Source organism: Sphaerisporangium sp. NPDC004334, assembly GCF_053602655.1.
Window position 1 is genome coordinate 132,086 of the sequence record NZ_JBSGDZ010000023.1, and the last position, 23,412, is coordinate 155,497.

Sequence of the window (23,412 nt, forward strand, 5' to 3'; positions counted from 1 at the left end):
GCCGCCCCCGCCTGGTCACAGCCGGTGACGCTCCGCTCGGCGGCGCAGCGCCGCGACCAGCGCCGCGGTGTCGGCGACGCCGTACCCGTAGTCGTAGTCGAAGCCCACGGTGCTGCGGTCCTCGGCGGTGCGGTGCAGCAGGGTGCGCAACTGGCTCGGGGAGATGCGCGAGGCCGGCCAGCGCGTGCGGATCGCGGCCACCAGGCCCGCGGCGACCGGGCAGGCCGCCGAGGTGCCCGAGTCGGGGACGTCGTCGCCGAACGCCTTGGACCCGGCGAAGTGCGTGTACGCGCAGACGTCGGGCTTGCGGTCGCTGAGCCGCCCCGGGCCCTGGGAGGAATACCCCACCCGTTCGCCGTTGGTGTCGACCCCGCCGACCGACAGCACCTGCGGATGGGAGTTGGCGCCCACGATGGGGCGGCCCGGATAGGCGCACCGCCGGTCCTTGCATTCGGCGCCGCAGTTGCCCGCCGCGAACAGGATGTCCGCTCCGGCCTGCTCCAGGCTGCCGACGATGATGTTGAACGGGTGGGCCGCGTTGTCGGAGTAGTTGCCCGGCTGCCCCGGCGGCAGGTCCCACAGCGGGGAGAACGAGCCCCAGCTGTTGCTGACGACCAGCGCGCGGGAGTCGGCGGGCTGGGCGTCCAGGACTGCGCGCAGGTGGGCGAAGGCCGCCACCGCGTCCGACAGCAGGCCGTCCATGACCGTGCCGCCCTGCCGCCGCGACAGCAGGATCGGCACGTCGACCAGCGTGGCGCGCGGCGCGGCGATCAGCGTGTCGAAGGCGCACATCGTGCCGTGGTCCACCGCGAACCCGCCCGGCTCGCCGGTGACGCCGGAGGGGTTCCAGCTGCGCCCGCGGTCTACCGTGACGTCCTTGCCGAGGTGGTCGCGCACGTGGGCGGCGTTGACGCCGGTGTCGCAGACGGCGAGCGCCACGCCGGCGCCGTCGTAGCCCTCGGCGTGCAGCTCGGGCACCCGCAGCAGGCGGGCCACGTCCTGCCAGGTGCCGACGGGCGGGCTGCCGCCGCAGGTGAGGCTGGTCTCGATGAGCGGGTCGGCGTAGACGCCCACGACGTCGCGGCCGCGGCCGGGCAGCAGCGCCATGCGCGCCGAGCTCTCGTCGTCGGCGATCTCGCCCCGGACCAGGACCGACGCCTCTTCCGGAGCCAGGGAGAACACCAGCGGCTGGTGCAGCGACAGCGGGTCGCCCCCGGCGGAGGCGGGATGGGCGCGGGGGAGGGCGACGGGGGTGAAGGAATGGTCCAGCGCGACCCCGGGGAGGCCGTCGGTGACGTCCGCGGTGGTGGCGGTGAGGTCGGGCGCCGCGACGGCGGCGACCACGTCGGGCGAGGGACGGAGCTGGATCAGGACCCGCATGAGGACACCACCCTGAGATCGCCAAGTCGTGACACCACCACATTCCTGCATCCACGACACCCCCGTCCACCAGCAGAAATACCGTGTCTCCCCGCATTCCCCGCGATTCGCCGAACCAATTTCCGCCACCCGGCCCTCGCCACCGCCCACCGCCCGGCGGCACCTCTCGGCACGCCCACCGCGGCGTCCCCTGCCCGCCGTCCGGTGGCACCTCTCGGTGCCGGGGGCTTCGCCGCGCGGCGGCGCGCGGATGCGGGTGGACGGGAAACGTTCAGCGGGTGTGCGGGCCGAGGGCCGTGCCGGAGCCGGCGAGCTGCGGCGCCGTCGCGCGCGTGCACGGGCCGGCGGCCGGTGGCGGTCCGGTGGCGCGTAAGGCTTTCGCGGAGGGCGGGGGTTGACTACCTTGAGACCCGTGATCGCCGAGGTAGACACCCCATCCCGTCCCGGTTCCGGAGCGACGGGAGAGCACTGGATCCCCGTCCGTGCCCGACTGATCGTGGCCAGCGCCTTCATGCTGTTCCTCGAACTGGCGCTGATCCGCTGGACGGGATCCAACATCGTCCACCTCAGCTACTTCACCAACTTCGTGCTGCTCGGCTCGTTCCTCGGCATCGGGCTGGGCTTCCTGCGCGTCGGCCGCTCCACGAGGCAGCCGTACTACTCGCCGGTCGTCCTGGCCGCGCTGGTGCTGATCGTCTTCTACTTCCCGGTCACCGTGGACCGCCAGACCGAAGGCGTGCTCTACTTCACCAGCCTGTCCACCAGCGGCCCTCCCGCCTGGGCCATCCTGCCGGTGGTGTTCGCCGCCGCGGCGCTGGTGCTCATGGGGCCGGCCGAGCTGGTCGGCCGGTGCTTCCCCGAGCTTCCCCGGCTGGAGGCCTACCGCTACGACCTGATCGGCAGCCTCACCGGCATCGCCATGTTCTCGCTGTTGTCGCTGGCGAGCGCGCCGCCGGTCGCCTGGGGCCTCATCGCCGCCTGCGCCTACGGCGTCCTGCTGCGGCCGCGCTCCATCGGCCGCTACCTGGGGTTGGTCACCTTCCCCTCCCTGGTGGTCATCGCGGCCCTGGCGGTGGAGACCTTCACCGCGGGCGCGCTGTGGTCGCCGTACTACAAGGTCACCTACCAGCAGCACTTCCTCGGCGATGTGCCGATCATGGACATCGCGGTCAACGGCATCCCGCACCAGCAGGCCATCCCCGCCGCCGCCCGGCTGCAGTGGGAGCGCCAGTACGCCCTGCCCTACGAGCGCGCGGCGTCGGCGGCGAACCTGGACGACGTGCTCATCGTCGGCGCGGGCAGCGGGACCGACGTGGCCATCGCGCTGTCCAAGGGCGCCAAGCACGTCGACGCGGTCGAGATCGACCCCAAGCTGAGAGAGCTGGGCGGCGTCTACCACCCCGACCGGCCCTACCAGGACCCGCGCGTCACCACCCACATCACCGACGGCCGCGCCTACCTCGAACGCACCGACAAGAAGTACGACCTCATCCTGTTCGCCCTGCCCGACTCGCTCACCCTGGTGTCCGGCGCGAGCTCGCTGCGTCTGGAGAGCTACCTGTTCACCCAGCAGGCCATGCGCGCGGCGCACGACCACCTCAAGCCGGGCGGCGCGTTCTCCATGTACAACTACTACCGCGAACAGTGGCTGGTCGACCGGCTCGCCTCCACCGCCCAGGCCGCCTTCGGCCACAAGCCGTGCGTCGACGAGGTCGGCTCGGGGCAGCAGGCGGTCATCACCGCGGGCGTCACGGCGGACGCCCAGCGCTGCGCCTCCGAATGGGCCGGCGCCAAGGCCGACACCCCGCCCCCGGCCGTGGACGACCGTCCCTTCCTCTACCTGCACGGGCGCGACATCCCGTCCATCTACCTGATCGCGCTCGGCCTGATCCTGCTGGTCAGCATCGTCGCGGTGCGCGCGGTCGCCGGGCCGTTCCGCAGGATGCGCCCCTACGCCGACCTGTTCCTGCTCGGGGTGTCGTTCCTGCTGCTGGAGACCAAGAACGTCACCGGGTTCGCGCTGCTGTTCGGCACGACCTGGGTGGTCAACGCCATCGTCTTCGCCGGGGTGCTCGTGGCGGTGCTGGCCGCGGTGGAGGTGACGCGGCGCTTCCGCACGCCGCCCCTGCCGGTGATGTACGCCATCCTGCTCGGCGGCCTGGTGCTGGCCGCGCTGGTGCCGAACTCCTGGCTGCTCGGGCTGCCGGTGCCGCTGCGGGCGATCTGCGCGGTGGTGGTCGCCTTCCTGCCCATCTTCGCGGCCAACGTCGTGTTCGCCAAGCGGTTCGCCGACACCTCCGACGCCACGGTCGCCTTCGGCGCCAACCTGCTGGGCGCCATCCTCGGCGGGTGCCTGGAGTACCTCTCGCTCGTCATCGGCTACGAGGGGCTCCTGGTGGTCGCCGGCCTGCTCTATCTGGGCGCCTTCGCCCTGCTGCCCCGCACCGCCCGGGCCCTGTAGGCGCCAGGGCCCCCTGCTCCGCCATGACGGCCGTCCGCTCGGAAGGCGGACGGCCGTCGTCGCATCGGCGGGCGCCCGCGCCGGCCGGGCGTGGCCGACGGCGGGCGTCGGAAGTGGCGGGTGTCAGAAACCGCAGGCTTCCTTGAGGCTTTTGGCGGCCGCCTTGCTCTGCCGGTTGGGCGTCGGCGTCCTCACCGGAGTGGGGGCCGTCGCCGAGCGCGAGGTGGACGGCGTCGCCGAGGAACCGCCGCCGGAGGGCGTCGCGCTCGCGCCGGTGGTCCCCGACGCGGCCGCGGCGGCGGTCGCGCCCGCTGCCACGGCGCCGGACCCGGTGCCGGACCCGGTGCGCTCGGACTCCTTGACCGCCTGCGCGGTGAGCCGCCGGATCTTCACCCAGTCGGCGGCGCCCGGCCAGATGGTGGGCGGCACGAACTGCAGGCTGGTGGTCTTGGCGTCCTTGACCTTCACCGCCAGCGGCACGAGGTGCTCCAGCAGGTCGCGCGGGATGTCGGTGCGGAACAGGTGCCGCGTCGCGGTGGCGATCTTGCCGAAGTTGGCGAGCACCACGCTGGGCGTCGCCTGGTCGAGCAGGGCGCCCATCACGCACCGCTGCCGCGACATGCGCGAGAAGTCGTCGCTGTCGACCCGGGAGCGGCCGTACCAGAGCACGTGCTCGCCGTCGAGCCGCTGGTACCCGGCCTTGATCGTGCCCGCGGTGCCGAAGTGGCCGCCCCACCTGATGTCCTGCTCGACGCGGATCTTCAACCCGCCGATCGCGTCGATGAGCGCGGCGAATCCGTACATGTCGACGATGGCGTAGTAGTCGACCTTGATCCCGAGGGTGTAGCCGATGGCGCTCTTGAGCTCGCGTGGGCCCCTGCCCTTGCCGAGATGGTCCTCGGCGTACTGCCAGACCTCGTTGAGCAGGCCCTGGCCCGAGTCGCCGGTGAACCCGTTCGGGAACCGCGCGGCGAGCGGGTCGCCCTTGGGGAAGTGCACGAACTGCAGGTTGCGCGGCAGGCTGAACATGACCGAGTTGCCGGTGCGGACGTCGACGCTGGCCACCGTCATGCTGTCGGTGCGCACCCCCGTGCGGTCGCCCGCGGCGTCACCGCCGATGAGCAGGAAGTTGACCCTGCGGCGGCCGTTCCACGGGTCCTCCTGCTTGACGGGGGCCACGCTCGTGCCCGGTTCGGGCTGGAAGATGTCGTTGGTGGTCTGCCGCACGGTCAGCATGCCTCCGGCCGTGAGGGCGAAGGGCCCCATCACGCCCACGCACAGGACGCCGACCACGATGCCCGAGATCACCTGCCCCGACTGCGGGAGCCGGTCGGGGCCGAGGGCGATGTAGGAGGTGATGACCAGGGCGAACCAGGCGAGCGCGCCGATCGTGGCGGCGACCACGATGGTCACCCAGACGCCGTCCTTGACGGCCAGGCCCAGGTTGGCGTCGATGACCACCGCGAAGATCACGGCGGCTGCCAGGAGGGCGCCGAAGACGCCGAGCAGGATGAACCCGGTGCGCCGCTGACCGGCCCGCAGGTGCGCCGCGCCCGGGACGACGGTGGACAGCAGTGTCCAGCCGATGACCGAGCCGGTCGTCGGGGGCTTGGCGAAGCGGGGGAGGGCCGCCTTGCGCTCCTCGGAGTCCCGCGCGGAGCCGCCTGTGCTTCCCGCGGAGCCGTCCACCGCGGACGGCCGGGCCGGGGCGCCCGTGGCGGACGGCCGGGTCGGCGCACCCGTGGCGGACGGCCGGGTCGGCGCACCCGTGGCGGACGGCCGGCCTGCGGCGTTCGTGGCGGGCTGCCGGGTCGGGGCGCCCGTGGCGGAGGCCCGATCTCCGGACTCCCCGGCGGGCGGATCCTGCGGGTCGCCCTCACGGCCGGGCCTCGTCCGGGCGCGGCCCTCGGGGGAAGCGGATCGCCTGTGCTCTTCGGAGGAAGCCGGTGGCGCGTGGCCCTCTCGGGAGGCGGGTGGCGCGGAGCCGTTCGCCGGCGCGGGTTGGCCGGAGCCGTCCCCGTCCGCCTCTCCCGCGGTACGGCCAAGAGGCGTGGTCACACGTGCTCCCTCATGACGGTTGGAATCCTCCCGTCAACCAGGAGAAACCCATCATTGGCCCCCCGCCGGTTCACGGATTTCCAGGATTCTAACCCCCATACCTGGACATCACTGACGCAAAGCCAATATTGGGGAATCGGACGGTAACAAGCAGCTGAAGCCACAGCCGTTCGGCGGCCATCCGCGGGCCCTCGGCACGGTCGCCCGTGACGGCGGGCCCATGGCCTCCCGGCGCGGTCGGTCCGCTTCCGCGCAGGGAGGGCCGCCTTTGACGCTCCGACCACCGTGACGTCGGGCTAGGAGGTCGAGGAGGAGGAGGCCAGCCAGGTGTTGCACTGGTAGGCCTTGGTCCGCTCGTACCCCTGCCGGAACCACCGGCCGCTGTTGGGCGGGCTGCCGTGGTCGCGCGGATACCCCGGCCAGTCGCCGACGTTGGAGAAGAAGTAGAACAGGTTGTTGCGGCGGACCGGCGGGATCGGGTAGCTGGTGGCCACCGACCGCATCCACATGCCGCTGAAGCAGTTGGCCTGCAGCTCGTACCGGCGGCTCAGGGCCAGCCTGCCGCTCAGCGTGCGCGAGGACAGCGTCTTGCTCCACCAGGAGTTCGCCAGCCCCGACAACTGCTGCACGTGGTGGCCGTACTCGTGGGCCATCATGCCGATGATCGCCCCGTGCCAGCTCGACAGCGAGCCGTATCCGCGCTGGTTGCCCCGTCCACGCGACATCGCCGACGTCGAGGCGTAGATGGTCGTGTTGCGCGGGCAGTAGTAGGGGACGATGCTGCCCCGCTGCGGGAAGTCGCCGCACGCGCCCCGTCCGCCGCGCGCCGTGATCGCGTAGTGCGGCGGCGCGAAGTCGATGCCGACCCGCCCGAGCGCGGCCGACCACGTGCGGCTCATGCACTGCCCCGTCTTCAGGATCAGCGACTTCAGCTGAGCGTCGTTGAAGACGTTGGTCGGCGTGGCGCGGCAGGCGGTCCGCGGCAGGCTGCCGGCCCGGTAGAGGGTGTTGCCGGTCAGGGTCGTGTTCAGCCGCGGCCGGGAGGTGGTGCCGGTGTCGGAGGACGTCGAGGAGTCGCTGGACGACCTGGTCGGCCGGGGGTTCGAGGTCGGGGCGGAGGTCGAGGTCGGGAACGGTTTGGGGGTGTAAGGGGTGAACGTGGGAACCGCGAACGTCGGGATCGCCACCGGCGAGGGCGGCTCGGCGTGCCGGGCGCTCTTCAACGCCGCCGAGCCGATCACCAGCAGCACGAACACCGCGGCGATCACGCCGAGAAGGCCGCCGGCGACGGCCGCGCCGCTGGACTTGCGCTTGGGCGGGCGCCAGTTCGGCCCGTAGGGCCCGTGCGGTCCCCGGGGCGGCCCGGGCGGCGCCCACCCGGGCGAGGGCGACGGCAGCGGTCCCTGCCCTCCCGGGTGGGGTCCCTGCCCTCCCGGGTACGGCGCCTGGCCGCCCGGGTACGGAGGCGTCCCCTGGAACGGCGGCCGGCCGGTCGGCTGCGGCTGCCCGCCCGGCGCGTACGGCGCCTGGCCGCCACCTGGCGGGTACTGCCCTCCTCCGGGATGCGGGCCCCCTGCGGGGTACTGACCTCCTCCCGGGTACGGCCCTCCTCCGGGATAGGGGCCCCCTCCCGGATACGGTCCTCCGCCGGGATGCGGGCCGCCCCCCGGGGGCGGCGCGGCGGGATGCGGCGGGCCCTGCGGAGGCGGCGCCCCCGGTCCCGGCGGCGGGTACGGCTGACGGTACGGCTGTTGCGGCCCCGGCGGCTGTCCCTGGCCCGGCGCGGGAGGGCCGCCGGGCGCCGGATGCGAGCCCGGCGGCGCCTGCGGCGGGTACCCCTGGGGCGGGTAGCCGGGAGGCGGCTGCCGGGAGTCACGCGGCTGCCACCCGCCGTCCGGGGCGTCCGGGTGAGGGGGCGGCGGCGCGGCGGGGGAGCCGCCGGGCGGTCCGTTCCATGCCGGTTCTTGCGGAGGCGGATACGGATGGCGTCCGCCGGGTGACGATTGATTCGGATACTGACCGTTACTCGCCATTTCCGGCTGCCCCCTTCTCGGCCCCACCAGACCGAGCGTTCTCCCCCGTCACAAGATCCACATTCTGCATCATTTTGGGCAGAACTGTACTCAATTCCCAGTAGTCACGGATGTCGCGGTATCTGGTTACATTCTGAAATCATCCAAGGTGATCTCTGCGATAGTCCGGAATCGCCGGACCGGTCTGCCCTAGCTTCGATGCATGAATCTGCAGCAGCTGCGTTATGTGGTCGCCACTGCGGAGCACCGCACCATGACCGACGCGGCACGATCGCTTTACATCGCGCAGCCCGCGCTTTCCCGCGCGATTCGCGACCTCGAACGGGAACTCGGCATGACGCTTTTCGCGCGTTCCGGCCGGGGAGTGGTCGTGACGGCGCAGGGACGCCGCGTCGTCAAACTCGCCAAGGAAGCGCTGGACGCCGTGCACGAGATCGAGGCGCTGGCCACGCACACCCATCCGGGCGCCGGCGAGCTGCGCGTCGCCTCACCGCCGAGCCTGGAGCCGGCGCTGGCCGGCCGGCTCCTGCCCGCCTACGTCTCCGAGCACCCGGGGGTGCGGGTGCAGATCGTGCGATGCGACGGGCGCGACGGCGTGGTGAACGCGGTCAGGGAGCAGCGTGCCGACCTGGGCCTGACCGATCTGCCCGTGCCGGCCGACCTGGTGAGCCACCCCCTGGAACGCCAGGAGATCGTGCTCATCTCCCCGCCCGGCCTCGACCTCCCCGGGTCGGTCGCGATGAGCCGCCTGAACGGCATGCGCATCGTCCTGCCCCAGCCCGGCAGCGCCCGGCGCCGGGAGTTCGAGCAGCTGTTCGCCACCCACGGAGTGCGGCCGGTCGTGGTCGCCGAGACCGACGAGCGCGGCGGCTGGCCCGTCACGGTCCGCACCGCCTCGGCGTCCCTGCTCGGATACCGCACGATGGCCGACCAGGCACTCAGGGCCGGGCTGGTCGTCCGCTCCCTGGACCCGCCGTTGCGCCGCATCATCGCCCTGGTGCACACGCGCAGGCGCATCCCCGCGATGGCGCTGGACTTCCTCACCGTCGCCGAGAGCGGATCAGCCGTCTGAGCCGTTTTGGAGCGTTCCCGAACGGCCTGCGCCGGCTCCCGCCGGTGCGGACGCGGCCGGTGGGGAGCTGGCGTACGCTTGCGGCGATGCATACTCTGCGCCTGCGCGACCGCGAGTTCCGGCCGGGCGAACACGCCGTCATGGCCGTCGTGAACCGCACCCCCGACTCCTTCTACGACCGGGGCAAGACGTTCGGCTTCGACGCCGCCCTGGCCGCCGTCGGCGAGGCGGTCGCCGCCGGTGCCGACATCGTGGACATCGGCGGGGTGAAGGCCGGCCCGGGCGACACCGTGGACGCCACCGAGGAGATCCGCAGGGTCGCCGGCCTGGTGGCGGCCGTGCGCGAGGCGCACCCCGACCTGGTGATCAGCGTGGACACCTGGCGGGCCGAGGTCGGCGAGGTGGTGGCCGGCGCCGGCGCCGACCTGCTCAACGACACCTGGGGCGGACCGGACCCCGGCCTGGCCGAGGTCGCGGCCAAGCACGGCATCGGGCTGGTGTGCGCCCACGCCGGCGGTGTGATCCCGAGGACCCGCCCGCACCGCATCGGCTACGGCGACGTGGTCGCCGACGTCGTCTCCCACACCGTCGCCCTGGCCGAGCGGGCCGTGCGCGCCGGGGTGCGCGAGGACGCCATCCTGATCGACCCCGCGCACGACTTCGGCAAGAACACCTGGCACTCCCTGGAGGTCGGCCGCCGGCTCGGAGAGCTGGTGGACACCGGCTGGCCGGTGCTGGTCGCGGTCTCCAACAAGGACTTCGTGGGCGAGACGCTCGGCGGTCTCCCCGTGGACGAGCGCCACGCCGGGACGATCGCCACGCTCGCCGTCTCCGCCTGGCAGGGGGCGCGGGTCTTCCGCGTCCACGACGCCGCCTCGGCCCGCGCCGCGCTCGCCACCGTCGGCGCGCTGCGCCCCCGGCCGGGCGGTCAGCTGTAGATCACCGACAGGAACCGGGTCAAGATGGCCTCGCGGGCCGGGGCCGGCAGCGCGTCCAGCACCGCGTTGACCACGGCCATCTCCGGCTGGCCCTCCCCGCCGAGGTCGATGCCGACCGAGGCGGCCAGCTCGGTGAAGGTGGCGTCGTCGATCGCGTCCAGGTCGAGAGTGGCCAGGATCTCGGCCAGGCCCTCCGGCACCCGCGGCGGGCCCGCCGCCCGCGCCGCCTCCGCAGACGCGGCGATCACCTCCAGCATCGCCTCCACGCCCGCCAGGGTCACCCCGGTGACCGTCACGTGCAGGTTGGCCGGGATGCCGGCGTAGGAAAGCTGCGGCTGCAGGAACCAGCCGAGCTTGCGCGCCTCGTCCGACAGCACGAACACGTCCACGTCGTCCCCGGCGAAGGCCACCAGCGAGGCCTCCGGCTCACCGAGCACCCGCAGGCCCGGGATGGCGCCGATGCCCTCGGCCAGCCGCCGGGTCGCGGTCAGGGTGTCGCGGGCCAGGGCCAGGTAGCCCTCGCGGCCCAGGGCGTTCAGCGTCGCCCACGCGCCGCCGAGCGGCCCGGCCGACTTCGAGCTCTGCACGGTCGCGTTGATCACCGTGTAGCCGGGCCAGGCGGCCGAGGCGAAGTAGGCGGCGCGGCGCAGGGCGGGGTCGGAGAACAGCACGACCGAGGCGCCCTTCGGGGCGTAGCCGAACTTGTGCAGGTCGCACGATATGGACGTCACCCCCGGCACCGACAGGTCGAACGGCGGGACGCTCGCCCCCGCCTCCGCCAGCCAGGGCAGCAACCAGCCGCCCACGCAGGCGTCCACGTGGCACAGCACCCCGCGTCCGGCCGCGATCGCCGCGATGTCGGCGACCGGGTCGACGACCCCCTGCGGATAGGACGGGGCCGAGGCCACCACCAGCACCGTGTCCGGGGTGATCGCCTCGGCCACGGCCTCGGGGACCGCGCGGAAGGTGGCGGGGTCCACGGGCACCGGCGCCACTCCCAGGCCGAGGTAGTGCGCCGCCTTGTGGAAGGCGGGGTGCGCCGTGACCGGCACGACCACGCGGGGACGTCCGGCGACGGGACGGGCGTCCCGGGCGGCCTTCATCGCGAGCATGATCGACTCGGTGCCTCCGCTGGTGAAGATGCCCGGCGTGCCGGGCCCCCCGCCGAGCAGGCCGGCCACCGCGCCCACGACCTGCCGCTCCATCGCGACGGCGCTCGGGAAGGCGGTGGGGTCGAGGGTGTTGACCTCGAGCATCTCGAAGTAGGCGCGGGCCGCGGCGTCGTGCACCTCCGGGCGCCCGGTGTCGTAGACGTAGGCGGTGACCTTGCCGCCGCGCACCTGCAGGTCGTGCCGTCTCAGCAGGGAGATCTCCGCCAGCAGGTCTTCGGAGGTCCGGCCGTTCTCGGGAAGCACGCGGTTCTCCCTCGCCAGATGGTGCGGCGTCGCCGCACGTGATCGGCGTGGGACGTTATCACGAGGTTCCGGGCAGGCGGAACAGGCGGTCGATCAACAGGTGCAGATGCCGCTTGAACCGCTCCAGCAGCCAGGCGTCGGGCGGCCCGGGGATGTGCCCCATCACCGTTGCCTGGGTCGTGATGCCCTGCACCATCCAGATCACCGTCCACAGCCCGAGCTCAAGGTCGACCTCCGGGTCCATGTACCCCTTCTCCAGCGCCGGCTGGACCCCCTCGAGCACCATCTGCAAAATCGGCTGGATGAACTGTTCCTCAAGCTCGGCCAGGTCGGCGGCGTCCAGCAGGGAGCGGTGCACCCACAACTGCGTCCGCTCCGGGTTGCTGAGCGTGTACTCCGTATAGTCGTCCAGCAGTCGGTGCAGCGACTCCACCGTCTTCTCGGGCGTCTCGGTCGAGAACTGCGTCATGACCGCCTCGCGCGCGGCCCGCTCCTGCTCGAACAGCCGCCGCACGACCGCCAGGTAGAGATCGCGCTTGTGACCCACGATCTCTTCCACGGTGGCGAGGTCGAACCCGGCGGTGTCGGCGATCTGCTGCAAGGACGTCCCGTCGTAGCCGAAGGCCGCGAACAGCTTGATGGCGGCGCGCATCAGCAGCTCGCGGTCGCTGTCCCGCTCGGAGGTCATAGAACCGACGCTATGCTCACCATCCGTGCCGGGGCGATCGCTTGATGGAACCATGTCATGGTTTTGCGCGCCCTGGAACGGGCCGGCTCAGCGGCAGCCGGACGACCGCACGCACCCCCGGCCCGGCGTCCTCCAGGCGCACCGCCCCGCCGTGCGCGCGCACGGTCTCGCGCACGATCGCCAGGCCCAGGCCGGCCCCGCCGTCGTCGCTGCTGCGGGCGCTGTCGAGCCGGGTGAACCGGTTGAACACCCGCTCGCGGTCGGCCTCGGGGATGCCCGGGCCGTCGTCGGTCACCGTGACCTCGGCCTCGCCGCCGCGGGCGCGCAGCTCGACGGCGACATGGGCACAGGCGTGGCGCACGGCGTTGTCCAGCAGGTTGACCAGCACCCGTCCGAGGTCCAGGGCGTCGCCCTCGACGACCGCGGGCTCGACCCTCGTGATCTTCACCATGGCCGGGTCGTAGCGCCCGGCCGTCGCGCCGACCAGCTCGGCAAGGTCCACCGGCTGCCTGCGGGCCGGGCGGCGGTGCTCGTCCAGCCGCGCCAGCGTGAGCAGCCCTTCGGCCAGGCGGCTCAGGCGCAAGGTGTCCTCCAGCACCCCCTCGGCCGTCTCGCGCCACTCCTGCTCGTCGGGAGGGTGGCCGAGAGCGACCTCCAGTTGCAGGCGGATGCTGGCCAGGGGACTGCGCAGCTCGTGGGCCGCGTCGGAGATGAGGGCCCGCTGCGAGGCCTCCGCGCCCTCCAGCCGGGCCAGCATGCCGTTCAGCGTGATCGCCAGCTCCTGCACCTCGTCGCGCGCCACGGGCACCGGCAGGCGGTGCGCGCGGGCGGTGCCGCTGATCTCGGCGGCGCCCCGGCGCAGCGCGGTGATCGGGCGCAGCGTGCGGCCGATGATCAGCCAGCCGGCCGCGCCGAGCAGCACCAGGAGCATCGGAGTGCCGATGACCAGCATGTGCACGGTCGTGGTGAGGCTGTCGGCGACGTCCTTGAACGAGCGGGCGGCGATCACCGTGCGGCCCTCGTCGGCGTGCACCACCACCACGCGCAGCGGCCCGGGGATGCCGTACAGGTCGCCGTCCACGAACCGGCCCCGCCCCTCACCGGGCGAGGTGGCGCGGTCGCGGGCGCTCACCAGCGGCACCAGCCGGTCGGCGCCGGCGGTCACGTGGGTGATGCGCCCATGCGCGTCGAGCACCTGGATGATCGTGCCGTCCGCGACGGCGACCGGGTCGGACAGCCGGCCGTCGTCGGCGAGGGCGGCCACCTCGCGGGCCCGCTGGTAGGCGATGCCGTCGGTGGAGCCGATCAGCGCCCGGCCGAGCACGCCCACCAGCAGCGACGCCGCCGCCGCCAGGGCCACCGCGAGCACCGCCGAGGCCGCCGCGGTCAGCCGGAACCGCAGGCTCCTGCGCCGCCACCACGCCAGGGGGTCAGCCGCCATCGCCGACCAGACGGTAGCCCGCGCCGCGCACCGTCTGCAGGGCGTTGCGCCCGAACGGGACGTCGATCTTCCTGCGCAGGTAGCCGACGTAGACCTCGACCACGTTCGGATCGGTGTCGTAGGTGTCCCAGACGTGCTCGAGGATCTCGGCCTTGGACACCACCTCGCCGGGGCGGCGCAGCAGGTACTCCAGCAGGCCGAACTCGCGGGGCGTCAGTTCGATGGGCGTGCCGTCGCGCGACACCGACCGCCGGGCCGGGTCGAGGGTGAGGTCGCCCGAGCGCAGCACCGGCGGCCGGCGGCGGGCGCCGCGCCGCAGCAGGGCGCGCAGCCGCGCCACCAGCACCACGTACGAGAACGGCTTGGTCAGGTAGTCGTCGGCTCCGAGATCGAGGCCGTCGGCCATGTCGTACTCGCCGTCCTTGGCCGACAGCATCAGGATCGGCACCCAGTTCTCCTCCGCGCGCAGCCGCTTGCACACGTTGTAGCCCGACAGCCGGGGCAGCATGATGTCGAGCACGACCACGTCGTAGTCGCCCTCACGGGCCAGGTGCAGGCCCTCCTCGCCGTCGTAGGCCAGATCGACCGCGAAGCCCTCGGCGCGCAGCCCGCGCCGCAGCGCGGCGGCCATCCGCCTCTCGTCCTCCACGACGAGCACGCGCATTGCTCACCCTCCCAGCCGATGTGTCCCCCTATCTTGGCCCGTCCCGGCTGAGATCCCGCTGAGAGGCCGGAACGGGCGGTCGCTGCCCGCGAGCTGCGGCGCGGGCCGCCCCGGGCGGCTCCTGAGAAGCCTCTCAGGCCGTCTCAGCCTCGGCACAGGACCCGCGCGGCAGTCTTCCGGTATCGGATCGCGAGCGGCGGGCCCCCCGCCGCCGACTACCGTTGAGGAGTGACATGCCGTCCCAGTCGAGAAGATCACGCGCCGTGAGGTGGGGCGTCCCCATCGCCGCCGTCGTGGTGGTGGGCGCAGCCGTGGGCACCGGGCCGGTGATCGCCGCCGTCCAGGGCGACCCGGCGCTGCCCGAGCGCACCGCCCAGCAGTTGCTCGCCGAGGTCGCCAAGAACGCGAGCCGCGCCGAGCCCCCCGCCATGTCGGGCACCGTCGTGGAGACCGCCTCCCTCGGCCTTCCGGCCCTGCCGGCGACCACAGGCGTGAGCAGCTCCCCGTTCGCCCTGCTGTCCGGCTCCCACACCCTGAAGGTCTGGTACGGCGGCGACGACCGCGTGCGGCTCGCCCTGCCCGGCCAGATGAGCGAGACCGACCTGATCTCCACCGGCCACGGCGAGGCGTGGCTGTGGCAGAGCGGCACCAACACCGCCACCCGCTACAAGCTCGACGGCCCGGCCGGGGCGCACGCCATCCCCACCCCGTCGGTGCTGCCCACCGCGCACACTCCGGAGGATCTGGCCGGCGAGCTGCTCAAGGCGGCCGGCCAGGACACGGCGGTCGGCGTCGAGAACGGCCAGCACGTCGCCGGACGCGCCGCCTACCAGCTCGTGCTCACGCCCAAGGTCGCCACGTCCCTGGTCGGCAAGGTCACCGTCGCGCTCGACGGCGAGACCTACATCCCGCTGCGCGTCCAGGTCTACGCCAAGGGCACCGCCGAGCCGGCGTTCGAAGTGGGCTTCACCCAGGTCGCCTTCACCACTCCCGCGCCGGAGAACTTCGCCTTCACGCCGCCCGCCGGGGCCAAGGTCGAGGACAAGACGCTCGGCGCCGGGGACGGGGGTCCCGGTGACGAGGTCGTGGCCGGCGCCAAGGCCGGCCAGCAGGCGAAGGCGGGGGCGCGCACCCACGGCACCGGCTGGGGCACCATCGCCGAACTGCCGTTCTCCCCTGAGAACCTGGCCCCGTCCACCCCGTCCAAGCGGCTCGGCGCCGGCAAGTTCGGCGACACCGATCCGAGCAAGCTCGCCGACTCGCTGCTGAAGTCCGCCAAGCGGGTCTCCGGGCCGTGGGGGAGCGGCAGGGTGATCGAGAGCAAGCTGGTCTCGGCGCTGCTGACCGACGACGGCCGGCTGCTGATCGGCGCGGTCACGCCCGAGGCGCTGACCGAGGCGGCCGGACGCAGGTGACCATGGTGACGACGGGGGAGGGGGCGCACGAGGCGGCGCCCCCTCGGGCGGCCCGCCAGACGGCCTCCGCGGGCGACTGCGCGATCGTCGCCCGCGGGCTGACCAAGCGCTTCCGCGGCGGCCAGGTCGCCGTCGACGACCTCCACCTCGCCGTGCCCCGCGGCTCGGTGTTCGGCTTCCTCGGCCCGAACGGGTCGGGCAAGACCACCACGATCCGCATGCTGCTCGGCCTGGTCCAGCCCACGAGCGGCGGCTGCGACGTGCTCGGCCGGCCGATGCCGGCCGGTCTCGCCGCCACGCTCCCCAAGATCGGCGCCCTGGTGGAGGGGCCCGCCTTCTACCCCTACCTGTCCGGCGAGGCGAACCTCCGCCGGTACGACGCCGCCGACCCGGCCGCCGACCCGCGCACGGTGTCCGCCCGCGTCGGCGCCGCGCTCGAACGGGTCGGGCTCGGGGCGGCGGCCCGCAAGAGGTACCGCGCCTACTCCCTGGGCATGCGCCAGCGCCTGGCCATCGCCGGCGCCCTCCTCGGGCCGCGCGAGCTGCTCGTCCTGGACGAGCCGACCAACGGCCTGGATCCTCAGGGCACCCGCGAGGTCCGTTCGCTGATCAAGGACGTCGCCGCCGACGGCACCACCGTCTTCGTCTCCTCCCACCTGCTGACCGAGGTCGAGCACATGTGCACCCACGTCGGAGTCATGCGCTCCGGCCGGCTGGTCACCCAGGGACCCATCGCCGGGCTACGGGCCGGCCACGCGCCGCGCGTGCGCGTGGACACCCCGCACGTCGCCCAGGCCGCCGCCGTCCTGCGCCGTCTCGGCCTCGCCGAGGTGCGCTCCACGGCCGAGCCCGGGGAGGCCGAGCGGGTCACGGCGCTGCTCGGCGAGCACGCCCCTGAACGGGTCTGCGCCTTGCTCGTCACCGACGGCGTCGCCGTGCGCGGCTTCACCGTAGAACGGCCGAGCCTCGAAGAAATCTTCGTCAGCCTCACAGGAGAAGGTTTCGATGTCGACGCCTGACGCCACCCCCCGCACCCCCGCCACCCTGTCTTCGCCACACGCCGACACCCCCCACGGGACCAACGCCACGACCCTGCCCCGCCAGGCCGCACCCGCCGCCGGCGCCTCCGCCCCGCCCGGCGCCCCCGGGGGCGGGGCCACCTCACCTCTTCCCCGCCAGCCCCCACCCGCCGCCGACCTGCCCGCCGCGCACGGCGGCTCCTCCCATGCGGCGGGCACGTCGTCCGCCGCCCATGAGGTCGCGGTCGGCGGGGAGATGCCCGCCGTGCCGGCTGATTTCTCCGATGCGGCGGACGGGTCGTCCGTTGCCGATGGGGTCGCGGTCGGCGGGGAGGTGTCCGCCGTGGGTGGTGGTCTCTCCGACGGGGTGGGCGGGTCGTCCGCCGTCCATGAGGTTCCGGCTGCCGCGGGTGTGGTCGGCGTGACCGCGGGCTCCGCCGGTCGTCCGCCGCAGGGGCGTGGGCGGCCGTCTCCAGGGCGGGCGATGCTGCGGTTGCTCGGCTCAGAGCTCGGGCTGACCTTCCGCAAGCCCCGCAACATCGCGATGCTCATCGTGCTGGCCTGCGTCCCCGCGCTCATCGGTGTCGTGCTGCGGGCCTTCGGCGGGGACGTCGACGAGGAGATCCCCTCGCTCATCACGCAGGTCGCCGGGAACGGGCTCATGCTGACCTTCGTGGCCTTGTCGCTGCTGCTGGTGATGCTGCTCCCGCTGTCGGTCTCGGTGGTCGCCGGTGACGCGATCGCGGGGGAGGCCGGAGGAGGCACCCTTCGCTACCTGCTCACCGCTCCCGCCGGGCGCACCCGCCTGCTGGCCGTCAAGTTCGCCAACGTGACCGTCTACGCGCTGGTGGCCACCTCGGTCGTCGCCGCGGGCGCGCTGGTCACCGGGCTGGTGCTCTTCCCGGTCGGCCCGATCACGTTGCTGTCCGGGTCGACGATCTCCGTCGGCGAGGGGCTGGTGCGCGTCCTCATCGTCACCGGGTACACCGCCGCCGGCATGGCGGCGCTCGGAGCGGTCGGCCTGGCCGTCTCGACGCTGACCGAGGTGCCGATCGGCGCGGTGGCGGCGACCATCGTGGGCGTGGTGTTCTCGCACGTGCTCAGCGCCATCCCGCAACTCGAGCCGGCGCGGCCGTACCTTCTGACCTACTGGTGGAGCTCCTTCGACGGCGCTCTGCGCGACCCGATAGCGACCGAGGGAATGACCCAGGGCCTGCTGGTGTACGGCGCCTACACCCTGATCGCCCTCTCGATCGCCTGGGCCCACTTCACCGGCCGCGACATCACCAGCTGACCAGGCGCGCCAGAGGCTCATCCCCCTGGCGCGCCCATCCAGGCTTCCGCTTCTCGACTGCGGTGCCCCTCCCCTGCCCACGGCTCCCGCCCGTGGTTCCATGGCCGACTTGGCCGCGGTCACGGTCACGGTCACGGTCGTGAGCGTCCGGAGGCGTCGTCAGTGTTCGGAGGGGCGGCGGCCGCGGCGCAGGCCGATGACGCCGGTGGCCACGCCGGCCAGGCCGACGGCGATGCCGATGCCGCCGAGCAGTCGCGCGGTCCCGTCAGAATCGGCTTCATCGTGTGCGCCGGGACCGGACGCCTTCACCGCCACGGCCGGGGCGGTGGAGGCCGCGGGGCTCGAGGAGGCCGCCCCGTGGTGGTCATCCTCCTGGGTGCCCGCGGCGACCAGCTTGAGCGTCGGGACGGGGTGCTCGGCCTCCGAGCCGTCCGCCTTCGGCTCGTCGGCCCACTTCACGACCTCACCATTGGAGTAGGTCTGGGTCGCCGGGAACAGCAACTGGTCGGTGTCCTCGGGAAGGAAGCCCATGGACACCTCGAACTCCTGGAACTGCTTCGGGCCGATCTTCCCGCCGCTCCAGGTGATCCTGGTGACGGCCTCGGTGATGTCGCCGTACTTGGACGGCACGGCCTTGGGGAGCTTGGTCTCGGTGACCTCGGCCTTCCAGCCGGGCACCGGGCGGACCGACACGAACGGCAGCGGGTGGTCGACCGGGAGGTCGATCACGAGCTTGGTGGTGGAGGCGTTGTCCCGCTCGTTGGGAACGCGGAAGGCGACCTTGGTGAATCCGCCCTTCTCGGCCGTGCCGGGGTTGATGGTGACATGGGCGAGGGCGGGCAGGGCGAGACCCGTGACGAGGGCGAGTGCGCCGGCGGCGACGACGACGCCGCGACGCGCGACTGCGGTGAACGACATGTGAGGATTCCACTTCATCGAGAAAGGACAAGGGATGCAGGCCGCCGGCGGCACCGGACGGCGCGCGCGGCCACGGTGGCCGAGGAAGACGCCGGACCCTCGACAGCGCCCGGTGGACAGGCGCGCCGTACGGACCACTCCCGGGGCGGCACGATCGAAGTGCCGGACAGGGCGCTCCAAGAAGAGCCGCTCACCCTTGAGGGCCACGCGACGGAGGACCGTCCATGTGTGAGGTCACGGGACGGACGATCCATCTACCGCCCGCGAGGCCACGTGACGGAGGGCCAGTCAGCCGCGTGGCCACGGGATGGCGCCCGGGGGCGACCTATGGCGATCGCGCCGGGTGACCGTTGGGCGAGCCATCGGTGGGCCGGCCGGATCGGGGGCCGATGCCGGTGGCCGGTTGGCTCATCCGTGGTCTGACGAGGTCATGTGGCCGTCAAGGGGGCGGACGGGGCGCCGGTGAGGGTCTTCCGGGCGGTGCCCGGGCCGCGAAGGGTCAGCGGGTGGCGGGGAGTGGTGGACCGCGCCTGCTGACCGTGTGGCGGAGAGCCTCGCCGGCCGGGGGCGGCGCGAGGCGGCGGGGACCGCGTCCGGCCGGCCGGGGGAGGCGGGCGGAGGGGTCCCCGCCCAGCAGTGTCAGCAGCCGGGACAGCCCGAGCAGGGCGCGGGTGCCCATCCGGCGCAGCACCGACCACAGGGCCGACTCGCCCTGGGCCAGCCACCAGCCGGTCATCAGCGTGGCCGTGAGATGGGCGATGACCATGCCGAGACCCGCGCCGAGCCCTTGGCCGTGGGAGACATGGAGGCTGAGAGGGGAACCCGCGCCACCCGAGGCGCCGAACAGTTCGTGCAGGACGACCTGGGCGGCGATCAAGAAGCCGATGATCGTCCGTGGCGAGCGCTCCCGCCCGGCGATCAGCGTCGCGGCGAGCGTCACGCCGGCCGATCCGCCCGCTACCGCCCACGTGGCGGGCCCCGTCCCGCCGGCGGCCCGGTGGCCGAGCACGGCGAGGCCCACGCAGATGACCGTGAAGACGGCCGACCGCGCCAGGCGCAGGGGAAGGCGGGCACGCATGACGCCCCACATCGTGCCATGCCGTGAGTCCGGTTGTCCCCACCCCACCCCAGGACTGGGGTGCCCCCGCCGCCGCGCTCTGCTGGTTTCGTTGGTCCGGCTGACGCGGTCGGACCCGTCTTTCGCCTCGGTGGGGCGGTGTAGGGCTGAGGTTCCTGTGCATACGCCGGTCGCTTCCGGAGTGACGCTCGTCTGTCCGGATGGGTGAGCCCCTGGTGGGCGGGTGAGGGTGCGGCGCTGGTGGGTGGTCTTTCGGTGTGCGTCTGATGTCTGCCGTTTGGCGGTATTTGTCGCTACTGTTGCCCGCGTTCATTGGTTCTGTGAAGGGCGTGGTGGTGGCCGTGCGGCACTTCCTGGGACTTCTGCTCGGCGTCGTCGTGACCGCGGTCCTGCTGGCAGGCACCGGCTGGGCGTCCCAGGACGCGGCCAGGAGCATGGCGGCGGGCGCGGTCGACCCGGTGCGCGACACCCCGGCGCTGGTCGGCCTCGGCGCGATGCTGGTGGCCGGCCTCGTGCTGGGTCTGGTCGTGGCGAGCCGGGTCTCGCCGCTGGCGACGTTCGTCCCGTCCATGGTGCTGCTGGCCTGGACGGTGATCTACACCCTCGACGTGCACCGCGCGCTCGGGCTCGCCCCCACCGCTCCGTCGATGCACCCGATGGTCGTCCAGGCGGGCAAGGGCATGCAGGACCTGCTGGGCAAGGGAGTGTTCGCGATGCTGGGCATCGCGTTGTTCATCCCGGTGCTGATGCCTTCCCGCTGGGCGGGGCGCCGGCGCGACCTGGACGACGGCTACGAGGAGGAGACCCCGCAGGCCGCCGGCGGTTACTACTGACCGGCGGTCGTGGCGCGCTTCCGGGGACAGGCAACTCGGCCATGACCCTCCCCTGACCTGCCGGGCTACGGGCGCGCTGGCGGGCTCGCAGGACGCGGGGCGAACGCGGCCGCAGGTGGCGGGCGGGGTCACAGGGGGAGGCGGCGGGTGTAGAGGCGGGTGACGACGTCCTCGATGGAGGTCTCGTCCGGGGCGGTGGCCATGAGATCGTCCACGGTGCCGTCGAAGGCGAGCCTCCCGTGGTCGATGAGCATGACCCGGCGGCAGAGCCGCTCGATGTCCCCGAGGTCGTGGGTGGTCAGCAGCACGGTCGTCCCGCGCTCGGCGTTGAGGTCGCACAGGAAGCCGCGGACCGCCGCCTTGCTCACCACGTCGAGCCCGATGGTCGGCTCGTCCAGCACCAGGACGGCCGGATCGTGCAGCAGCGCCGCCGCGATGTCGCCCCGCATGCGCTGGCCGAGGCTGAGCTGGCGGACCGGCTTGTCGAGGAACGAGCCCAGTTCGAGCACCTCCGACAGTTCGGCCAGTCGCCTGCGGTGCTCCTCGCGATCTACTTTGTAAAGGTGCCGGATCAGGGTGAAGCTGTCCCGCAACGGCAGATCCCACCACAACGTCGTCCGCTGCCCGAAGACCACGCCGATGCGACGGGCGAGCGCCGTGCGGCGGCGGGACGGATCGAGGCCGGCGACCTCGATCTTTCCGCTGGTCGGGGCGAGGATGCCGGTCAGCATCTTGATCGTGGTGGACTTTCCGGCGCCGTTCGGGCCGAGGTAGCCGACGAACTCCCCGGCGGCCACCTCGAACGACAGGTCGCGGACGGCGTGCACCACGCGCGTCCCGCCGCGCAGCAGTCCCCGTCCGCTCCGGACGGTGAAGGAACGGCCGACGCCGTCGACTGTGATCACTGTGGTCAACTCCCGGTGGAACGGTAGCGGCGCAGCCCGGCGCGCCAGGCGAGCCCGGCCAGGCAGGCCAGCGTGAGAGCGGCGGCCGGGCCCATGAAGCGCAGCCAGTACGGCAGGCCGAGCGGGTCGGCGCGGTCCAGGACGTAGAGGCCGGGCTGCCAGTTGACGAAGGCCAGCGGCACGATGAAGGTCACCGCGCGCACCAGGTCGGTGCCGAAGACGGTGAGCGGGAACTGCGTGAGCTGGCCGCCGCCGTAGGTGAAGGCGTTGGCGATCTCGGGCGCGTCGGTGAGCAGGAACTGGAGCGCGCCGCCGAGGGTCCAGATGGCGGCGAACAGCACGATGCCGCACAGCACCATGAGCGGGATCATCCACGCCCGCTGCCAGGGCACGTGCAACTGGGGGAGCGCGATGGCGAGCACGGTGACCGCCTGGGCGGTGCGTCCGAAGCGCTGGAAGCTGAACCGGTCCACGGCCATCTGCACGAACGGGCTGGCCGGCCGGATCAGCATCGCGTCGAACGTGCCGGCCTTGACGTGCTGGCTCAGCTTGTCCACGTTGCCGAACAGCAGGTCGGCGAGTGCGAAGGACGCGCCCGAGGTGCCGTACAGGAACATCACCTCGGGCAGGGTGAAGCCGCCGAGCGAGGCGGTGTGGGTGAAGATCAGCGCGATCGCCGCGAGCTCCAGGCCGGTGACGAGGAACGAGCCGATGACGAGCATCGCCATCGACAACGGATACTGGGCCGCGGCGCGGATCCAGGTGACCGCGAGCAGCACGTACGTCCTGACCGGTTCTAGCACGCCGCCTCACCCGCCCTGGATGACGACTTTGCGGCGGGCGGTGCGGGTGACCGCGGCACCCGCCGCGAGGAGCGCCGCCACCCAGGCGGCCTGGAAGGCGAGCGCGCCGAGGACGTCGCGCTTGCCGAGGAAGACGTCGGCCGGCACCTGCACCATCGCCGCCCACGGCAGCGCGTCGGCCAGCGTGCCGAGCCAGCCGGGGAACAGCACCAGTGGCAGGGTCATGCCGCTGAAGAACATCGTCATGACCAGCGACAGCGACTGGACGCCACGGTCGTCCACGATCCAGAACGTCGACATCGCGACCAGGTAGCGCAGGCCGAAGCTGACGACGACGCCCAGCGTCATCGAGGCCAGGAACGCCGCCCAGGTCGCCGCGTCGCCGGGGAGGTGGATGCCGAAGACCGCCGCGCCGACCAGAGTGGGCGGGACGCTGCGGGCGACGAACAGGAACACCGCCCGGCCGAGGTCGTCGGAGAGGGCCCACATCTGGAGCGACGCGGGGCGCGACAGGTCGAGGGCGACGTCGCCGGTGCGCACCCGCTGGGCGAGATCGAGACCGCCGCCGAACAGTTCCATGGGGCCGATGAACCCCTGGGTGAGGAAGCAGAAGGTGACCGCGTCGGTGACGTCGTACCCGGCCAGGCCGGGCCGGGCGTGCCACAGCGCGATGAGCACGTACGCGCGCAGGAAGCCGAACACCGTGTTGGTGAAGGCGCCGGCCAGCGCCGCGCCCCAATAGGTGGCGTGACGGCGGAAACCGTATCGGAAGATGGTGAGATAGAGCGCGAAGGCGGCACCTCCGGTGACGGCTGGACTCGCATTGTAACCAGCCGCGCCGCACAGATCATCGGCTTTTCCGCGCCGTCCGCGCCGTCCGCGCCGTCCGCGCCGTCCGCGCCGTCCGCGCCGTCCGCGCCGTCCGCGCCGTCCGCGTCGTCCGCGCCGGACCGCGTGACCGCGTCTACGAAGGTCGCCCGGCCACGAGGGCCGGGGC

Annotated in this window: 20 protein-coding genes; 8 read left to right on the forward strand and 12 right to left on the reverse strand. The window is 72.9% G+C overall.

Features of this window, described 5'->3' with window-relative positions:
- Positions 1-15: 15 nt before the first annotated feature.
- Positions 16-1,380: a S8 family peptidase gene (locus ACWEN6_RS28585; RefSeq protein WP_452574478.1), complete on the reverse strand. Its 1,365-nt coding sequence runs from the start codon at positions 1,378-1,380 to the stop codon at positions 16-18.
- A 412-nt stretch (positions 1,381-1,792) separates the two neighbouring features.
- Between ACWEN6_RS28585 and ACWEN6_RS28590 the strand changes: the two genes are divergently transcribed.
- Positions 1,793-3,841 (forward strand): spermidine synthase, encoded by a 2,049-nt coding sequence (locus tag ACWEN6_RS28590; protein WP_452574480.1) that lies wholly within the window; start codon positions 1,793-1,795, stop codon positions 3,839-3,841.
- Positions 3,842-3,964: 123 nt separating this feature from the next.
- Here the strand turns inward: ACWEN6_RS28590 and ACWEN6_RS28595 are convergent, their stop codons facing one another.
- Positions 3,965-5,530, reverse strand: a complete 1,566-nt coding sequence (locus tag ACWEN6_RS28595; RefSeq protein WP_452574482.1) for an LCP family protein — start codon at positions 5,528-5,530, stop codon at positions 3,965-3,967.
- A 665-nt stretch (positions 5,531-6,195) separates the two neighbouring features.
- The gene (locus tag ACWEN6_RS28600; protein ID WP_452574484.1) at positions 6,196-7,167 is read right to left on the reverse strand and encodes a neutral zinc metallopeptidase; all 972 of its coding nucleotides are present in this window, start codon (positions 7,165-7,167) and stop codon (positions 6,196-6,198) included.
- Positions 7,168-8,134: 967 nt separating this feature from the next.
- Here ACWEN6_RS28600 and ACWEN6_RS28605 point away from each other — a divergent pair.
- The gene (locus ACWEN6_RS28605; protein WP_452574486.1) at positions 8,135-9,004 is read left to right on the forward strand and encodes a LysR family transcriptional regulator; all 870 of its coding nucleotides are present in this window, start codon (positions 8,135-8,137) and stop codon (positions 9,002-9,004) included.
- A gap of 86 nt (positions 9,005-9,090) precedes the next feature.
- Positions 9,091-9,942, forward strand: a complete 852-nt coding sequence (gene folP / locus ACWEN6_RS28610; protein ID WP_452574488.1) for a dihydropteroate synthase — start codon at positions 9,091-9,093, stop codon at positions 9,940-9,942.
- Here the strand turns inward: folP and ACWEN6_RS28615 are convergent.
- Genes ACWEN6_RS28615 through ACWEN6_RS28630 form a run of 4 tightly spaced genes read right to left on the reverse strand, consistent with a single transcriptional unit; the run spans position 9,933 to position 14,150 of the window.
- Positions 9,933-11,357: a pyridoxal phosphate-dependent decarboxylase family protein gene (locus tag ACWEN6_RS28615; RefSeq protein WP_452574490.1), complete on the reverse strand. Its 1,425-nt coding sequence runs from the start codon at positions 11,355-11,357 to the stop codon at positions 9,933-9,935. The genes folP and ACWEN6_RS28615 overlap by 10 nt on opposite strands.
- A gap of 58 nt (positions 11,358-11,415) precedes the next feature.
- Positions 11,416-12,045 (reverse strand): TetR/AcrR family transcriptional regulator, encoded by a 630-nt coding sequence (locus tag ACWEN6_RS28620; protein WP_354924342.1) that lies wholly within the window; start codon positions 12,043-12,045, stop codon positions 11,416-11,418.
- Positions 12,046-12,100: 55 nt separating this feature from the next.
- Positions 12,101-13,486 carry an ATP-binding protein gene (locus ACWEN6_RS28625; RefSeq protein WP_452574492.1) on the reverse strand — a complete coding sequence of 462 codons (1,386 nt, stop codon included), beginning with the start codon at positions 13,484-13,486 and terminating at the stop codon, positions 12,101-12,103.
- On the reverse strand, positions 13,476-14,150 hold the full coding sequence (locus tag ACWEN6_RS28630; RefSeq protein ID WP_354836057.1) for a response regulator transcription factor: 675 nt from the start codon (positions 14,148-14,150) through the stop codon (positions 13,476-13,478). Before ACWEN6_RS28630 ends, ACWEN6_RS28625 begins: the two co-directional genes overlap by 11 nt.
- A gap of 263 nt (positions 14,151-14,413) precedes the next feature.
- Between ACWEN6_RS28630 and ACWEN6_RS28635 the strand changes: the two genes are divergently transcribed.
- From ACWEN6_RS28635 to ACWEN6_RS28645, 3 genes are read left to right on the forward strand one after another with little or no spacing between them, the layout of a single operon-like run.
- Positions 14,414-15,565 (forward strand): LolA family protein, encoded by a 1,152-nt coding sequence (locus tag ACWEN6_RS28635; RefSeq protein WP_452574494.1) that lies wholly within the window; start codon positions 14,414-14,416, stop codon positions 15,563-15,565.
- Between the two features lie 2 nt (positions 15,566-15,567).
- Positions 15,568-16,584, forward strand: coding sequence for an ATP-binding cassette domain-containing protein (locus tag ACWEN6_RS28640; protein WP_452574496.1), 1,017 nt, complete (start codon positions 15,568-15,570; stop codon positions 16,582-16,584).
- Complete coding sequence (locus ACWEN6_RS28645; protein ID WP_452574498.1) at positions 16,571-17,878, forward strand: ABC transporter permease; 1,308 nt, start codon at positions 16,571-16,573, stop codon at positions 17,876-17,878. Before ACWEN6_RS28640 ends, ACWEN6_RS28645 begins: the two co-directional genes overlap by 14 nt.
- 159 nt (positions 17,879-18,037) lie before the next feature.
- Here the strand turns inward: ACWEN6_RS28645 and ACWEN6_RS28650 are convergent, their stop codons facing one another.
- Positions 18,038-18,796, reverse strand: a complete 759-nt coding sequence (locus ACWEN6_RS28650; RefSeq protein WP_452574500.1) for a YcnI family copper-binding membrane protein — start codon at positions 18,794-18,796, stop codon at positions 18,038-18,040.
- Positions 18,797-19,295: 499 nt separating this feature from the next.
- Entirely contained in the window at positions 19,296-19,874 is a 579-nt protein-coding gene (locus ACWEN6_RS28655; RefSeq protein WP_452574502.1) for an MFS transporter, read from the reverse strand.
- 320 nt (positions 19,875-20,194) lie between these two features.
- Between ACWEN6_RS28655 and ACWEN6_RS28660 the strand changes: the two genes are divergently transcribed.
- Complete coding sequence (locus ACWEN6_RS28660) at positions 20,195-20,707, forward strand: hypothetical protein (RefSeq protein WP_354836047.1); 513 nt, start codon at positions 20,195-20,197, stop codon at positions 20,705-20,707.
- Between the two features lie 128 nt (positions 20,708-20,835).
- On the opposite strand, the gene ACWEN6_RS28665 is transcribed toward ACWEN6_RS28660, so the two are convergent.
- From ACWEN6_RS28665 to ACWEN6_RS28675, 3 genes are read right to left on the reverse strand one after another with little or no spacing between them, the layout of a single operon-like run.
- Positions 20,836-21,612, reverse strand: a complete 777-nt coding sequence (locus ACWEN6_RS28665; protein ID WP_452574504.1) for an ABC transporter ATP-binding protein — start codon at positions 21,610-21,612, stop codon at positions 20,836-20,838.
- A gap of 5 nt (positions 21,613-21,617) precedes the next feature.
- Complete coding sequence (locus ACWEN6_RS28670; RefSeq protein WP_452574506.1) at positions 21,618-22,415, reverse strand: ABC transporter permease; 798 nt, start codon at positions 22,413-22,415, stop codon at positions 21,618-21,620.
- Between the two features lie 6 nt (positions 22,416-22,421).
- Positions 22,422-23,117, reverse strand: a complete 696-nt coding sequence (locus tag ACWEN6_RS28675; protein ID WP_452574508.1) for an ABC transporter permease — start codon at positions 23,115-23,117, stop codon at positions 22,422-22,424.
- Between the two features lie 45 nt (positions 23,118-23,162).
- Here ACWEN6_RS28675 and ACWEN6_RS28680 point away from each other — a divergent pair.
- The coding region (locus tag ACWEN6_RS28680) for a hypothetical protein (protein WP_452574510.1) at positions 23,163-23,412 on the forward strand (250 nt) is incomplete at its 3' end.

Excerpts from the sequence above, each read along its gene's own strand:
- ACWEN6_RS28655 (WP_452574502.1), bottom strand. The coding sequence starts at position 19,874 with ATGCGTGCCCGCCTTCCCCTGCGCCTGGCGCGGTCGGCCGTCTTCACG.
- ACWEN6_RS28650 (WP_452574500.1), bottom strand. The coding sequence starts at position 18,796 with ATGTCGTTCACCGCAGTCGCGCGTCGCGGCGTCGTCGTCGCCGCCGGC.
- ACWEN6_RS28620 (WP_354924342.1), bottom strand. The coding sequence starts at position 12,045 with ATGACCTCCGAGCGGGACAGCGACCGCGAGCTGCTGATGCGCGCCGCC.
- ACWEN6_RS28625 (WP_452574492.1), bottom strand. The coding sequence starts at position 13,486 with ATGGCGGCTGACCCCCTGGCGTGGTGGCGGCGCAGGAGCCTGCGGTTC.
- ACWEN6_RS28605 (WP_452574486.1), top strand. The coding sequence starts at position 8,135 with ATGAATCTGCAGCAGCTGCGTTATGTGGTCGCCACTGCGGAGCACCGC.
- folP (WP_452574488.1), top strand. The coding sequence starts at position 9,091 with ATGCATACTCTGCGCCTGCGCGACCGCGAGTTCCGGCCGGGCGAACAC.
- ACWEN6_RS28645 (WP_452574498.1), top strand. The coding sequence starts at position 16,571 with ATGTCGACGCCTGACGCCACCCCCCGCACCCCCGCCACCCTGTCTTCG.
- ACWEN6_RS28630 (WP_354836057.1), bottom strand. The coding sequence starts at position 14,150 with ATGCGCGTGCTCGTCGTGGAGGACGAGAGGCGGATGGCCGCCGCGCTG.
- ACWEN6_RS28585 (WP_452574478.1), bottom strand. The coding sequence starts at position 1,380 with ATGCGGGTCCTGATCCAGCTCCGTCCCTCGCCCGACGTGGTCGCCGCC.
- ACWEN6_RS28640 (WP_452574496.1), top strand. The coding sequence starts at position 15,568 with ATGGTGACGACGGGGGAGGGGGCGCACGAGGCGGCGCCCCCTCGGGCG.